This window comes from Bacillus sp. RC252, from assembly GCF_044909215.1.
GTDB lineage: Bacteria > Bacillota > Bacilli > Bacillales > Bacillaceae_G > Bacillus_A > Bacillus_A mycoides.
The window spans coordinates 96,433-110,504 of the sequence record NZ_JBIYDV010000002.1 but is presented as its reverse complement, the minus strand read 5'-3'; the positions used below and the strand labels follow the sequence as shown (position 1 = coordinate 110,504).

The window sequence follows — 14,072 nt, the reverse complement described above, 5'->3', positions numbered from 1 at the left end:
GAGGCGATTTAGATTGAAAGATTACATGTTAAAACAGTTTGATTACCATGCTTGGGCTAATACACGATTATTCAACCGACTAAAAGAGTTACCAAACTATGAGACAATTTTTAATGAACAGATACAGAGTGTATTCCCATCAATTAAGGATACTTTTGCACATATTTATATTACAGATCAAGTGTGGTTACACATATTGCATGGTAAAAGTATGAGTGAAGTAATACAAGACCGAGAAAAATTACGAAAACAAATCGAAACTAAATCGTTACATGAATTAGAAAAAATGTTTGAAAACATGGTAAATCAATATAAAGAATTTTTAAGTACAATACAAGACGTAAATACTGTATTTGTTATTGAGAACCCATATGCAGGTGCATTAGACACTTCCATTTTAGAGTTAGTGCAACACGTCGTAAATCATGGTACATATCATAGAGGGAATATAACAGCAATGATCCGTCAACTTGGTTATTCATCTACAATGATGGATTTTGTACTTTATTTACATATGGTTCAGGAGGGAAAGGAATTGAAATAGAGAAAAAAGGAATGGCTTATTATAAATGAGCCATTCCTTTTTTAGTGATTAACTTGCCTGTTTTTTATTGCTTTCTTTCAATTTCTCTGCTTGTAAAAAGCGATTCGTTTCAGCGACAACAATACCACTTAATCCGATTAGACCAATTAAGTTTGGAATCGCCATAAGTCCATTTGCAATATCGGCAAATGTCCATACGACACCTAGCTTTAAATTAGCACCTATTGCAATCATAACGATAAAGATTGCTTTATAATATCGTACAGCACCTTGTCCGAATAAATAAGCTACACACTTCTCTCCGTAATACGACCAACCTAAAATAGTAGAGTAGGCGAATAATATAATGGCGATACCGAGAATCATACTACCAGCAGTACCGAATACGGATTGGAATGCTAATGTTGTAGCTTCAACACCAGTTTTACCTGATTTCCATGCGCCTGTAGTAATTAATACTAGCCCCGTAATTGTACATACAATAAATGTATCTAGAAAAGTACCAGTCATAGAAACTAAAGCTTGTTTTGCAGGTGAATCTGTTTTGGCAGCAGCCGCAGCAATAGGAGCACTTCCTAAACCAGCCTCGTTAGCAAATACACCACGTGCCATTCCTATTTGAATTGCAGATGCAACTGTTGCTCCGATAAAACCACCAGCAGCTGCAGTACCTTGAAATGCACCAGAAAAAATAAGTGAAAATGCTTCTGGAATTTGATCAAAGTGATAGAAAATAATAATAAGGCCAGCGATTATATAAAAGAATGCTTTAATAGGAACGATATATCCAGTAACTCTACCAATCTTTTTTACACCGCCCAAAATAACGATAGCGATTAAGAATGACATGAGTATACCAGTTAATGCAGGAGGGAAAGAAAAATTGATTCGCATTGCCTCTGCAACTGAATTAGATTGAACCATATTACCGATACCGAAAGAAGCAGCTGTGCCGAATATAGCGAATAAAACAGCCAGCCATTTTTTCCCTAAACCACGTTCTAAATAATACATTGGTCCACCGGAGTATTCACCATTTTCATTACTAACACGGTATTTCACCGCAAGGATTGCTTCGGCATACTTTGTTGCCATTCCAAATAAAGCAGTAATCCACATCCAAAAGATTGCGCCGGGTCCACCGATTGTCACAGCAGTTGCGACACCTGCTATATTTCCCATACCAATCGTTGCAGCCATAGCTGTCATCAGTGCTTGGAAGTGACTAATATCTCCAGAAGATGATGTATCCTCTGATTTTTTAAAAGCTAGTTTGTGAGCGTATATTAGTTTACTAAATTGTAAACCTTTTAAGCGCACTGTGAGAATGATACCAGTTCCAACAAGTAGCAACAAAGTTGGTAACCCCCACACATACTGATTAATTTGTTCTAATACTTTACTTACTGTCTCCATCTGTATTCTCCTTTTTTAGAAAAAATAAAAACCACTTCAAGGAAATGAAATGGTCTCTGGAGAAACAAGGGATAGAAAAATAAACCGATACAAATCGGCATTTTCTTTCGCTTGTCTCTGTCCTTTTACCTGAGAGATTATCCGCTAGATTAGCGGATTTGCTCCTTCGGTGCTCGTTTTCCTCCGCGCTATATTAAGCGAGAGGGAGTCTCTCCAGAGATTCGTCCCCATGCAGTTCTACTTGTAAACAAGACCTGAGAGTTTCAAAGTTGGTTCAGCAACTTTTTGCCCCGTCGGTAGATCAATAGACCTTCTCCTGAATGGTTCATCCGAATTATAAAATTAAAAACTTAAACGCATTGATTCTGTATAGAATCAATAAAAACATTATAGATATACAATTAGTGAAATGCAATCATTTTTTATTTTGAAATAGTAAATAAACTTATTTTTTTGGTATTCCTAATTTATCTTCTATTTTATGATCTCAGGAGAGATTACTTATTATATATTCGAAAAATGAATGGTGATAAAAGAGATAGGACGTAACAATGTAGGATTATTTATGTCTTACTTTCAAATTTTCAATTCTGAATTATTTGAATTATAATTGTTGTATGTGTGGAATAAACCAATATTTTATAGGGAAATGAGTTGATAAATTGCCAAGAATAAAAAAAATAGGGCGTTTTTGTCCTGTGGATGATGAAGGATTTATTATAAACGATGCACATTTTAATAAAATTCAGCCTGTGTTTTTGGAGGTAATAAAAGAAATAAAGGATACTTGTTGTCAATTTTTGCGGGATGATTTGCACAGTGTTTATATAAGGGGTTCTATTCCAAGAGGGATTGGGATAGAAGGGGTTGCAGATGTAGATATGATTATATTAGTTCGAAAGAATCCTCAAGTAATTGACTTAAGCTGGAGAAAGGAGCTAGAAGTCCAAATTACACAGCAGTTTAATTGTATATCAGGAGTGGAGTTAAGTTTTTATAGTGAAAAAGAAGTAATAAACTCAGAGGATTTTTCTTTTATAGGATTTATGATTCAGACACATAGTGTATGTATATTAGGTGAAGACGTAAAATTATATTTACCTAAATATAAAGTAAGTCAGGAGATAGCGTATGAACATCTCATTCATTTGCGGAAACAAATTGAACAAACACACGAAGAGTTAATTCATAATAAGGACGTGGATGATATAGAGGATTGTTGTCGTTGGATCATGAAGATTGTAGTCAGGGCAGGTCTAGCATTAACAATTGATAGAGAAGGGCTGTATTCCAGGGACTTATATCCAGCATATGAGTTATTTAGTAAGCATTTTCCCGAACAAGAAAAAAATATGAGGAAAGCACTACAATATGTAATTGAACCGATAAAAGATATAGAAGAAATCTTATCATTTTTAGATACGTTTGGTGATTGGTTGATAGAAAAAGCAGAGGATTCTTTGAAAAATATAAAAATTTAATAAACTATAATTTCATTATGTAAACAGATTGTGTTGAAGAATAGAAGAGAGGAGAGGAGAGATATTGGGATTTTTACATTGTGGATGTATTCTCGCAAGGCAAGTATTCAGGTAATCAACTTGCGTTATTTATGGAAAATTAGGGATTTTCTAGTTGGGAAATCAATGATCTTAATGTCCGTGATTTTGCAGATTATTATGGAATCACAGAGGATGTGGCAACAGGAAGCTCAAATGGATGTTTAGCGGCGTATCTTATAAAATATCGTTATCTTGGAACGAAAAAGATAAATATGCATGTTGGACAAGGGGATGAGATAAATCGCCATTCTCTAATACATATAGAAGCAGAGGTGATTGAGAGTAAAATTAATGTTTGCGTTGGTGGAAAAATAGAAAGTATTGCAAGTGGGAAATGAACCGTATCATAAGGGGAATTAGAAATGCTATTAAAAACAATATTTTGCAAGGTGGAAGAAGAGAAAAGGGAATTGTTTTCTGATGCGCAAGAAAAATGGCGTGATTTACAGTATTTAGACGGATTCTATGGACAATTTGGTGGGTGGAATGAAGGGGAAGCGTGTGTATATACTTTATGGGAAGATAGAAATGCATATCAATCATTCATGAATGATGCTCATGATACAATTTTTTTAAATAGTAATCAAGAAGGCACATATATTTCCTGTAATATTGAAATGTTTCAAACGTTGTATGATATAACAGAAACTCCTTTGAAAGACGTAACTGCACAAGGATCATTTGTAAGAGTTGCAATTTGCGATGTGAAAGAAGGAAAAGAAAAGTATTTTTTACATACGCAAGAAACAATTTGGAATAAAGGAATGGAAAATGCAAAAGGAATGTTAGGTGGAGTTGTTGGGAAGTCTTTAAAGACTGAAAATCGTTACATAGTATTAACGTATTGGCAAGATGAAATAGCACATGAACTCTATATGAAAGAAATTTTCCCAGAGTTATATCAGTTAGCAAATGTAAATGAGTATGTTGAAAATATAAATGGGAAGAGAGTTATTCGGGAGGAAGAATGGTCTGTTGCCGCTTCTAAATAAAGTTAGAACTTATTAAAGTAGCTAGTTTCGAAAAATTCGATACAGAACATTAGTTCTTGTACAATTACTTTGTACAAGAATAAGAGGGGAGATATTTAAATGAGTAGAGTTTTAAGATTTGAATTGCAAGTCCCAAACCCTGAAGAAGCTATTCAATTTTATACAAATAGTTTTGGATGGAAGTTTGAAAAAATGCCTGGGCCACATGACTATTGGTTCATAATTACAGATGAGAGTGATAGACCTGGTATCGATGGTGGATTAATGAAATCACCTGATGGTGCTACTAGGACAACTAATTCGATTGAAGTACCTTCAGTTGATGAGTACATAAATAAAGTTATTGAAAATGGTGGACAAGTAGTTGTACCTAAAACTGCTATTCCTAATATGGGTTACTTTGCTTATTGTATAGATAATCAAGGGCTTCTTTTTGGAGTATGTGAAGAAAATAGTGAAGCGTAAAAAATTAGGGGAGTTCGAGATTATTTTGTTTGTTGAACGATGTTTTCTATCAAAGATTATAATTATTGAACACTTTTGTATAAAAACTAGTATTCGTTTAGTTGAAGAAGGATCCATTTTGATTATTTTCAAAAGGGTTCTTTTTTATTTTTCACATATTGTGAGTTATTTAGGCATGATTAATCAAACTTATATCGGTATATTATCTATGAAAAAAGTAAATAAATGATGTTATATTCAAGGGTTAATCTATTGACTGCTAAACAGTTTGAGGTAAAAAGGAAAAGAGGACCAATTATTTTCGTGTAAACATGTAATTAAGTGAAGACGTCATATACCCTTTCATGTTAATATATTTAAGTTATAATAGGATGCTTACCCTTTTGTATTGTACGGTAGAAGCAGTGTGAGCTTGAAATTTTTTATGAAAAGGATGTGCCTAACTTGCGTATCAATAAATTTATTAGTGAAGCTGGAAAAGCGTCTCGACGTGGAGCAGATAAGTTAATTAACGAGAGAAAAGTAATTATTAACGGTAAGGTTGCAAAAATTGGTGACCAAGTAAATCCAGGTGATGACGTACGAGTAAATGGAGAGCAACTTCGTATTGCTCGAGACCATGTGTATATCGCTTTAAATAAACCAGTAGGTATTACATGTACAAGTGAAAAAGCCGTAAAAGGTAATATTATCGATTTAGTGAATCATCCTTTACGAATTAATCACATCGGACGTCTCGATAAAGACTCAGATGGTTTAATTTTGTTAACGAATGATGGCGATATCGTTAATGAGATTTTACGTGCTGAAAACAAACATGAGAAAGAATATATCGTTTCAGTAGATAAGCCGATTACACCGGAGTTTTTAGAGAAAATGGCAGCAGGTGTTAAAATTTTAGATACAAAAACACTTCCTTGTGAAGTAACACAGTTATCAAAATATGAGTTCCAAATTATTTTAACACAGGGGCTAAATCGTCAAATTCGCCGTATGTGTGAAGCTTTGGGTTATCAAGTATACACGTTAAAACGTACGAGAATTATGAATATTGAGTTGAATAATTTACCAGTCGGACAGTGGAGAGATTTATCGAAAAAAGAGAAAAAACGCCTATTTTCAGACTTAAATTACGAACCACAAGATTGGTAAAAAAGAGAAGGGGAGACCAAAAAATGTTTTTGGTTTCTTTTTTTTGAATAAAAGATATATTTTTAACACTTGTAAAAATAAAATGAATAGGATATATTAAATAACAATAAATGTATTTGTTACAAAAGCAAAGAAAAGGACACGAGTTATTTTAAACGGTTATACAGAGAAGGAAGGAAAGCTGAGAACTTCCTAACGCAGTAAAATAACTTACCACCTTAGAGCTGCACTGGGGAAATCAAGTATCTAGTGCCGTGTAAGCGACGTTATCGCAAAAGAAGCCATTATGTTTTTTGTGATGGGAATCTGGGTGGAACCACGAATATAAGCATATTCGTCCCTATTTACTAGGGATGAATATGCTTTTTTATATTTTATTTCATAATAAGCGAAGAAAAGGACACGAGTTATTTTAAACGGTTATACAGAGAAGGAAGAAAAGCTGAGAACTTCCTAACGCAGTAAAATAACTTACCACCTTAGAGCTGCGCTGGGGAAATCAAGTATCTAGTGCCGTGTAAACGACGTTACCGTAAAAGAAGCCATTGTATATTTGCGATGGGAATCTGGGTGGAACCACGGGTAAAAGCACACTCGTCCCTATTTTAGGGATGAGTGTGCTTTTTATTATGAAATGGAGAGATGAAAAATGAAAGAACAGATGATCGAAATTAAATTTCCAGATGGTAGCGTTAAAGAATTTGTGAAAGGCATTACTTTAGAAGAAATTGCTGGGGCAATTAGTAGTAGCTTGAAAAAGAAAGCAGTCGCAGGAAAAGTTAATGATCAGTCTTTTGATTTACGACGAAACATTGAAGAAAGTGCGAAAGTTGAAATCATTACTATGGATTCAGATGAAGGGGTAAAAATTGCAAGACACTCTGCGGCACATATATTAGCGCAAGCTGTAAAAAGAATTTATGGTGATGTAAACCTTGGTGTAGGGCCAGTCATTGAAAATGGATTTTATTATGACATGGATCTTCCAAGTAGTGTAAACGTAGAAGATTTACCGAAAATAGAAAAAGAAATGAAAAATATTATAAATGAAAATGTAAAGATAGAGCGAGTTGAGGTTTCTCGAGAAGAAGCAAAAGAATTGTTTCAAGAAATGAATGATAGTTTGAAATTAGAGCTTTTAGAAGCAATTCCTAATGGAGAAAGTGTAACACTGTATAAACAAGGTGAATTTGTAGATTTATGTAGAGGACCACATTTGCCATCTACTGGTTATTTGAAAGCATTTCAATTAACTCATGTTTCTGGTGCATATTGGCGAGGTGATAGTAACAATCAAGTGCTTCAGCGTATATATGGTGTTGCTTTCTCTTCTCAACAAAAATTAGAAGAGTATTTACATTTTGTTGAGGAGGCCGCAAAGAGAAATCATCGGAAATTAGGTAGTGAACTTGAATTGTTTATGTTTTCGGAAGAGGCTCCGGGAATGCCTTTTTACTTGCCAAAAGGACAGATTATTCGCAATGAATTAGAAGCATTTTTAAGAGAAATTCAAAATGAGTACAATTATCAAGAAGTGCGTACTCCATTTATGATGAATCAAGAATTATGGGAGAAGTCAGGACACTGGGGACATTACAAAGACAATATGTATTTCTCAGAAGTAGATCATAAAAGTTTTGCGTTAAAACCGATGAATTGCCCAGGCCATATGCTTATGTTTAAAAATAAATTACATTCTTATCGTGAATTACCGATTCGTATGTGTGAGTTCGGTCAAGTGCATCGACATGAATTTAGTGGCGCTTTAAACGGATTATTAAGAGTTCGTACTTTCTGCCAAGATGATGCTCATTTATTTGTAACACCAGAACAAATTGAAGATGAAATCAAATCAGTGTTGGCGCAAATTGACTATGTGTATAAAACTTTTGGTTTCGAGTATGAAGTAGAGCTTTCTACTCGTCCAGAAGATTCAATGGGTGATGATAAATTATGGCAGCAAGCAGAATTGGCATTAGAAAATGTATTACAGTCATTAAATTATAAATATAGATTAAATGAAGGTGACGGTGCATTCTACGGTCCGAAAATTGATTTCCATATTAAAGATGCTTTAAATAGAAGTCATCAGTGCGGAACAGTCCAACTTGATTTCCAAATGCCAGAAAAATTTGATTTAAATTATATAGATGAAAATAATGAAAAAAGAAGACCAGTTGTCATTCACCGAGCAGTTTTAGGATCTTTAGACCGTTTTTTAGCAATATTAATTGAGCACTTTGGAGGCGCGTTCCCAGCATGGGTGGCACCAGTTCAAGTGAAAGTAATTCCAGTTTCAAATGCAGTGCATGAACAATATGTAAATAGGATTGCAGATAAATTAGCACAAGCCGGAATTCGTGTCGAACGAGATATACGAGATGAAAAGTTAGGATATAAAATTAGAGAAGCGCAAATGCAAAAAGTTCCGTATGTTCTTGTTATTGGGGATAAGGAAATGGAAAGCGAAGCTGTAAATGTACGGAAATATGGTGAAGAGAAGTCAGAAGTTGTTGAACTAGATGCGTTTGTGGAAAGTATGAAAGAGGAAATTAAAAATAGGAAATAGAGATTGATAATAAAACACACCATTAATATGTAATACTGAAGTTAAAGTAATTAAAGATATATTAAATAACAATAATAAACGCAGAGAAGGGATAGCTTAATTGCTATCCCTTCATCTTAATTTCACAATCTAATCCCATTGGTTGAAGAAAGTTGTTATTTGTTTTTATTGAGTGTATTCGTCGCTTTTGTACTCCAAAATATCACCTGGTTGACAATCTAAAGTCTTACATATCGCTTCCAATGTTGAAAAACGAACCGCTTTTGCTTTCCCATTTTTCAGAATGGAAAGATTCGCCATCGTAATCCCAACCCTCTCCGAAAGCTCCGTTACGCTCATTTTTCGTTTTGCTAACATCACATCAATATTAATAATAATTGTCATATTCTCCACCTCAGACTGTTAAATCATTTTCTGATTTTATATTAATAGCTTCTTGTAAAAGCCTTTGGAGAACAGCAGCAAAAACGGCAATCACCATAGAGGCGAAAATGATGGTCAATCCGATTGGTATGAAACTTGGAGGATCAATTTTTTTCGCCATGAGATAGTAGAGTGGCATACCTAGCAAGTACAAGGTACTGATCGTGATGGCACAGTATTTTATATTCTTTAAAGCCTTTACCGATAATTCCGAGAACGCTTGGTTCTTATCAATATAGCTTAAAAGTTTAAAAGCTTGATACAGAGCAAAGTAAAAAGGTATCGCTGCCGCGTACATATCGATTAAAACGAGAGATTTCATATAAGCAATATCTGGATACAATTCTCCAGCGAAATTCCCAATCTTAGGCACCAAAAATATGCACAATGCAAGAACTGGGAATCCTATAAAAATAATAGCTAGCTTTAAAAAGAGTGTCGTAACTTGTTTCATAAAAAGCACCTCACTTATGTAATAACAACATGATTTTATCATGCGATTTATCGTTTTACAATAAAAATTCATTGTTTTTTATTGTGTTATTATTTTTATTGAAATATCTTTTAAATTTTGATAACAATAAAAAGCATTTCTCATTCCAAAGAAATGCTCTTATGAAGTGGTTTGTTTTTTTTAACCTTACAAAAATGTAAGGTAAATGTAAGGGAAATCGAATGAAAGGATTTTAGAAAAGTGAGAATATTAAGCAGAGAAATCGTTTGTATTTCTTATGTATCTCAATCTGCATTTGGAAAATTTAAAAATTCTTAAGAATTTTTATGAGAAAAATATAAGAAATATATGGGAAATTTATACTATACAAAAGGGATGGAGTGAAAGAGATGTCAACAAATGTAGTTACTGTAGAAAGTGTAGAAAAAACGTATGGGAAAAGAAATGAGAATCAGTCAAAAGCATTAAGGGGTGTTTCATTAAGTATTAAAGAAGGAGAGTTTGTAGGGATTATGGGTCCTTCTGGATCTGGTAAAACGACATTATTAAATGTGATTAGTACACTTGATCAAGCGACAGGTGGTAGTGTAACAATAGCTGGCACAAATATTACTTCTATGAAGGGGAATGCATTATCAGATTTTCGTTCTCAAAAACTAGGATTTATTTTTCAAGACTTTAATCTACTAGAAAATTTATCAATTTATGAAAATATCGCTTTACCACTTTCCCTGCAAGGCGTACCGTCAAGTGAGATTACTGGAAAAGTAAATGGGGTTGCGACGAAATTAGGGATTACTGAAATTTTAACAAAATATCCGACTGCTGTTTCTGGTGGACAAAAGCAAAGAACAGCGGCAGCACGAGCTTTAGTACATAATCCGGCAATCGTATTAGCAGATGAACCGACAGGAGCACTTGATAGTAAAAATGCAAAAAGTTTATTAGAAGCGATGCAAGATTTACATGAAAATCACAATGTCAGTATTTTAATGGTTACACACGATGCATTTAGTGCGAGTTATTGTGAGCGTATTCTATTTATTCAAGATGGTCTACTTTATAAAGAGTTAAATCGTCAAGGAACACGAGAAAATTTCTATCAAGATATTTTAGGTGTGCTTGCCCAAATGGGCTCAGCAACTGAGTCGAAGTAAGGAGGCGAGACTATGTTATTCAAATTATCACGTCATAGTATGAAAAAAATGTTAAAGGATTATATGGTGTTACTTATTGGTCTAGTCATTAGTATTAGTATTTTTTACATGTTCCAAACGATGGCGATGAATAGTGAATTTACAAAAGATAATAGTCTCATTAGTAGTATTAGGCTCGTCTTCTGGGTTGGTGCAATATTGCTTTCTTTCATTACAGTTTTTTACATCATATATGCCAATTCTTTTTTACTTACATTAAGAAGAAAAGAACTCGGTATGTACATGATGCTTGGAGCTAAAAAGAAAAAAGTAGCGCAATTATTATTTATTGAGACTTTTGGTATGGGTATTGTCAGTATTATTATCGGTATTTTAGTAGGAATAGTACTTGCTAGTGTAGCAGGAAATTTTTTAATGAATGGAATGGAAATTTCAGCAAAAGGTAATTACGCATCTGTGTACACACCAGCTATATTAGTTACATCTATTTTCTTCTTAATATTATTTTTCATTACTGGTTTAATGAATAGTTTCCGATTATTACGTAAAACAGAATTAGAGTTAATACGTGAAGATGAAACGCAAGATGAGGTGAAGAAAAGTAAGATTCGCACTGTTATTATGACAGTACTAGGTGTATTGCTAGTAAGTACAGGATATTATTTTATGGTGAATATAAAAATGTTTGCTGAACTAGGATTTATAATAGCGACAATTGTTACGACAGTAGGAACGTATTTCATTTTTAGCTCGTTGCTCCCACTTTTTGTAATGAAAATTAAGGGAAATAAAAAACGAAATGAAACGGGATTAAATAGTTTTACTTATGCACAGTTACGTTTTCGAGTAACTAGTTTATCGAGAGTACTAGGCACTGTAGCGATGTTAATTGCATTAGGTGCAGGTGCAATGACAGCAGGTATGGCGTTTCAAAAGAATGTGGGCATTATGACAGACTTCTCACGTGTATATGATGTCGTAATTCATGATCCAAATGAACAAGATAAAGCGGCATTAAAAGAAATGGAAATTGTTGAAGAAAGCAAGTATAAGTATAAAGTAGATGGAGAAGCGGTTTATTATTTACGTAACGACTTAACTGAAAAACCACCACTTATTTCAGATCATTTTGATACAAAGACTTTAAAAGAACCTGCTCGTAAACGTGTGGCTGCACCTTTAACTGAACCTGTCTATTCTGCTTTGGAAGCTCCTGAAGTAGCGAATAAGCTTCCTCGTATGCCAAAAGATTGGGAAGATGCGGTTGTAAGAGAGATACAAATTACACATAATCAGTTTAACGGAAAACCGGTAAGAATTGCAGATGAAGAGCATTACAAAGGAATTCAAGGAACAGAACATACTGTAACATTAGCAAAAGTAGATGATATGAAAAAATATAAACCGTTATTGACAGAAATTGATAAGAGGCAAAAAGAACAAATTGAAAAAACAACAGGTACAAAAGTAGACTTATTTACGAAAATGACAATTTATCAATTTATGAACAGTTTCATGAGCGGAACAATGTTTATGGGATTTTTCCTTGGAATTGCGTTTTTAGCAATGATGGCGAGTTCTCTTATGTTCAAAATATTAACAGGAGCTTCTCGTGATGTACGCCGTTATGAAATGTTACGGAAAATCGGTGTGAGACGTAGTATGTTAACAAAAAGTATATATAAAGAAATCTCATATTTATTTATCTTCCCAGCAATTATTGGAATTTCCCACGTGTTAGTAGGGCTTAACTTATTCAGCTTCATATTAGTTGACCCATTTGTAAAAGTGTGGATGCCAATAGGAATCTTCATAGTAATTTATTTCATTTATTATTGGATTACTGTCCAACTTTATAAAGGTATGGTAATGCCGAAAGAAAAGATAGCGAAATAGGAAAACAATTGAGTCCTTGTTATGAAAACAAGGGCTTTTTCTGTGTTTGTGATACATAAATACGTGTATGCGAGATGTTTTCAAGTCTTTCTGTAATGAATATATAGAAAATTAAGGAAATGTTAAGGGTTTATGTAGTGGAAAGTTAAGAAGTGTATGGGAGACTAATAATGTACAAACAAATTTAGATGGAATTGATATTTTTATAAATTTAAAGGAAAGGAAACGTTGTATGAGGAAGATAAAAAAATTAATAAAACTTATCGGAGTCATTACTATACTATTACTAATCATAGCGTTGGTATTTCCTACATGGACCTCACAAATAAAGGGAAAGAACAGTATAAGTACATTAGAACAAGTAGAGATAAATGGAACTGGTCATGAAATTATGATACGCGGCAAAGATAAGAGTAATCCAGTTATTATCTTTGTACATGGTGGACCAGGTTCTTCGGAAATACCATATGCTCAAAAATACGAAGACTTATTGGAAGAGAAATTCACGGTTGTCAATTACGATCAAAGAGCAAGTGGAAAATCGTATCATTTCTTTGAAGACTATTCTAACCTTTCATCAGATCTACTCGTGGAGGATTTATTAGCTATGACGGATTACGTTTCAAAACGTCTAGGCAAAGAAAAAGTAATTTTAATAGGCCATTCTTATGGTACATATATTGGAATACAGGCTGCCAACAAAGCTCCTGAAAAATATGAAGCATATATTGGCATTGGACAGATGAGCGATACAGTAGAAAGTGAGATGGATAGTTTAAACTACGTTATTGAACAGGCACAAAATGCTGGGAATGCGGATGAGGTTTCACATTTAAAAGGGTTAACTGAAAAAATTAAAAATGGTGATACATATACCCCGCGAAATTATGTTGCGAAATATGGTGGAACATCAAGACTCATTGAAAATCCAGATGGTGATAACATGGGGATGTTATTCAGTAATGAATATAACTTGTTAGATGTAATTCGTTATAACGTTGGATTATCACACTCTCAAACTGTCTTATTAGAAAAAGACTTAAAGAATCCATTACCTACTAAAGTAACTAAACTGAAGTTACCGCTTTATTTTCTTATGGGTAAATATGACTATAATACTTCATTTCATGCAGCTAAACAGTATTTTGATAGGATTGAAGAGAATCAAAAAGAATTTATAGCTTTTGAAAACTCAGCACATTACCCTCAATTTGAAGAGAAGGAAAAGTTTTATGAGTGGTTGTGTGATACATTCGTAAAATGAAATTAAATAAAAAAGCACTTATTTTAAAAATAAGTGCTTTTTTATAGTATATAATCGATCAAGAAGGAAAATGTTGGATAATAGTCGAAAGATATAATACAACTTCAGAGAAATGACGAGAATCGATATGTTTTGTCGAGAGAGGAGTTATTTTATTAAAAGATATAGGTACTATATA

13 protein-coding genes, 1 riboswitch and 2 other annotated features are annotated in these 14,072 nt (G+C 33.6%); of the genes, 10 read left to right on the top strand and 3 right to left on the bottom strand.

Going from position 1 to position 14,072, the window contains the following annotated elements; translation table 11 throughout:
- Positions 1-13: 13 nt before the first annotated feature.
- Complete coding sequence (locus ABH960_RS03560; RefSeq protein WP_404442832.1) at positions 14-544, top strand: DinB family protein; 531 nt, start codon at positions 14-16, stop codon at positions 542-544.
- 48 nt (positions 545-592) lie between these two features.
- On the opposite strand, the gene ABH960_RS03555 is transcribed toward ABH960_RS03560, so the two are convergent.
- Positions 593-1,960, bottom strand: coding sequence for an alanine/glycine:cation symporter family protein (locus tag ABH960_RS03555; RefSeq protein WP_002065299.1), 1,368 nt, complete (start codon positions 1,958-1,960; stop codon positions 593-595).
- Positions 1,961-2,067: 107 nt separating this feature from the next.
- Positions 2,068-2,187: riboswitch (glycine riboswitch) on the bottom strand.
- Between the two features lie 435 nt (positions 2,188-2,622).
- Between ABH960_RS03555 and ABH960_RS03550 the strand changes: the two genes are divergently transcribed.
- The 6 genes from ABH960_RS03550 (at position 2,623) to thrS (ending at position 8,700) form a co-directional block, all read left to right on the top strand.
- Positions 2,623-3,441 (top strand): nucleotidyltransferase, encoded by an 819-nt coding sequence (locus ABH960_RS03550; RefSeq protein WP_404442829.1) that lies wholly within the window; start codon positions 2,623-2,625, stop codon positions 3,439-3,441.
- Positions 3,442-3,602: 161 nt separating this feature from the next.
- Positions 3,603-3,860, top strand: coding sequence for a PhzF family phenazine biosynthesis protein (locus ABH960_RS03545; protein ID WP_078178853.1), 258 nt, complete (start codon positions 3,603-3,605; stop codon positions 3,858-3,860).
- Positions 3,861-3,884: 24 nt separating this feature from the next.
- The gene (locus ABH960_RS03540) at positions 3,885-4,514 is read left to right on the top strand and encodes a YdbC family protein (protein ID WP_002085712.1); all 630 of its coding nucleotides are present in this window, start codon (positions 3,885-3,887) and stop codon (positions 4,512-4,514) included.
- Between the two features lie 99 nt (positions 4,515-4,613).
- Positions 4,614-4,979: a VOC family protein gene (locus tag ABH960_RS03535; RefSeq protein WP_404442825.1), complete on the top strand. Its 366-nt coding sequence runs from the start codon at positions 4,614-4,616 to the stop codon at positions 4,977-4,979.
- A 444-nt stretch (positions 4,980-5,423) separates the two neighbouring features.
- On the top strand, positions 5,424-6,131 hold the full coding sequence (locus ABH960_RS03525) for a pseudouridine synthase (protein WP_002085707.1): 708 nt from the start codon (positions 5,424-5,426) through the stop codon (positions 6,129-6,131).
- A gap of 121 nt (positions 6,132-6,252) precedes the next feature.
- Positions 6,253-6,476: a binding site (T-box leader), on the top strand.
- Positions 6,477-6,513: 37 nt separating this feature from the next.
- Positions 6,514-6,736 (top strand) — a binding site (T-box leader).
- Between the two features lie 44 nt (positions 6,737-6,780).
- Positions 6,781-8,700, top strand: coding sequence for a threonine--tRNA ligase (thrS, locus tag ABH960_RS03520; protein WP_404442821.1), 1,920 nt, complete (start codon positions 6,781-6,783; stop codon positions 8,698-8,700).
- A gap of 165 nt (positions 8,701-8,865) precedes the next feature.
- Here thrS and ABH960_RS03515 read toward each other — a convergent pair whose 3' ends face one another.
- Together ABH960_RS03515 and ABH960_RS03510 are read right to left on the bottom strand one after the other, a co-directional pair.
- On the bottom strand, positions 8,866-9,084 hold the full coding sequence (locus ABH960_RS03515; RefSeq protein WP_002127301.1) for a helix-turn-helix domain-containing protein: 219 nt from the start codon (positions 9,082-9,084) through the stop codon (positions 8,866-8,868).
- 10 nt (positions 9,085-9,094) lie between these two features.
- Entirely contained in the window at positions 9,095-9,577 is a 483-nt protein-coding gene (locus tag ABH960_RS03510) for a DUF2975 domain-containing protein (protein WP_002127302.1), read from the bottom strand.
- 389 nt (positions 9,578-9,966) lie between these two features.
- Between ABH960_RS03510 and ABH960_RS03505 the strand changes: the two genes are divergently transcribed.
- From ABH960_RS03505 to ABH960_RS03495, 3 genes are all read left to right on the top strand, one after another.
- On the top strand, positions 9,967-10,734 hold the full coding sequence (locus ABH960_RS03505) for an ABC transporter ATP-binding protein (RefSeq protein ID WP_404442817.1): 768 nt from the start codon (positions 9,967-9,969) through the stop codon (positions 10,732-10,734).
- Positions 10,735-10,746: 12 nt separating this feature from the next.
- Positions 10,747-12,630 carry an ABC transporter permease gene (locus tag ABH960_RS03500; protein WP_404442814.1) on the top strand — a complete coding sequence of 628 codons (1,884 nt, stop codon included), beginning with the start codon at positions 10,747-10,749 and terminating at the stop codon, positions 12,628-12,630.
- 232 nt (positions 12,631-12,862) lie between these two features.
- On the top strand, positions 12,863-13,894 hold the full coding sequence (locus ABH960_RS03495; protein WP_404442811.1) for an alpha/beta fold hydrolase: 1,032 nt from the start codon (positions 12,863-12,865) through the stop codon (positions 13,892-13,894).
- Positions 13,895-14,072 lie beyond the last annotated feature (178 nt).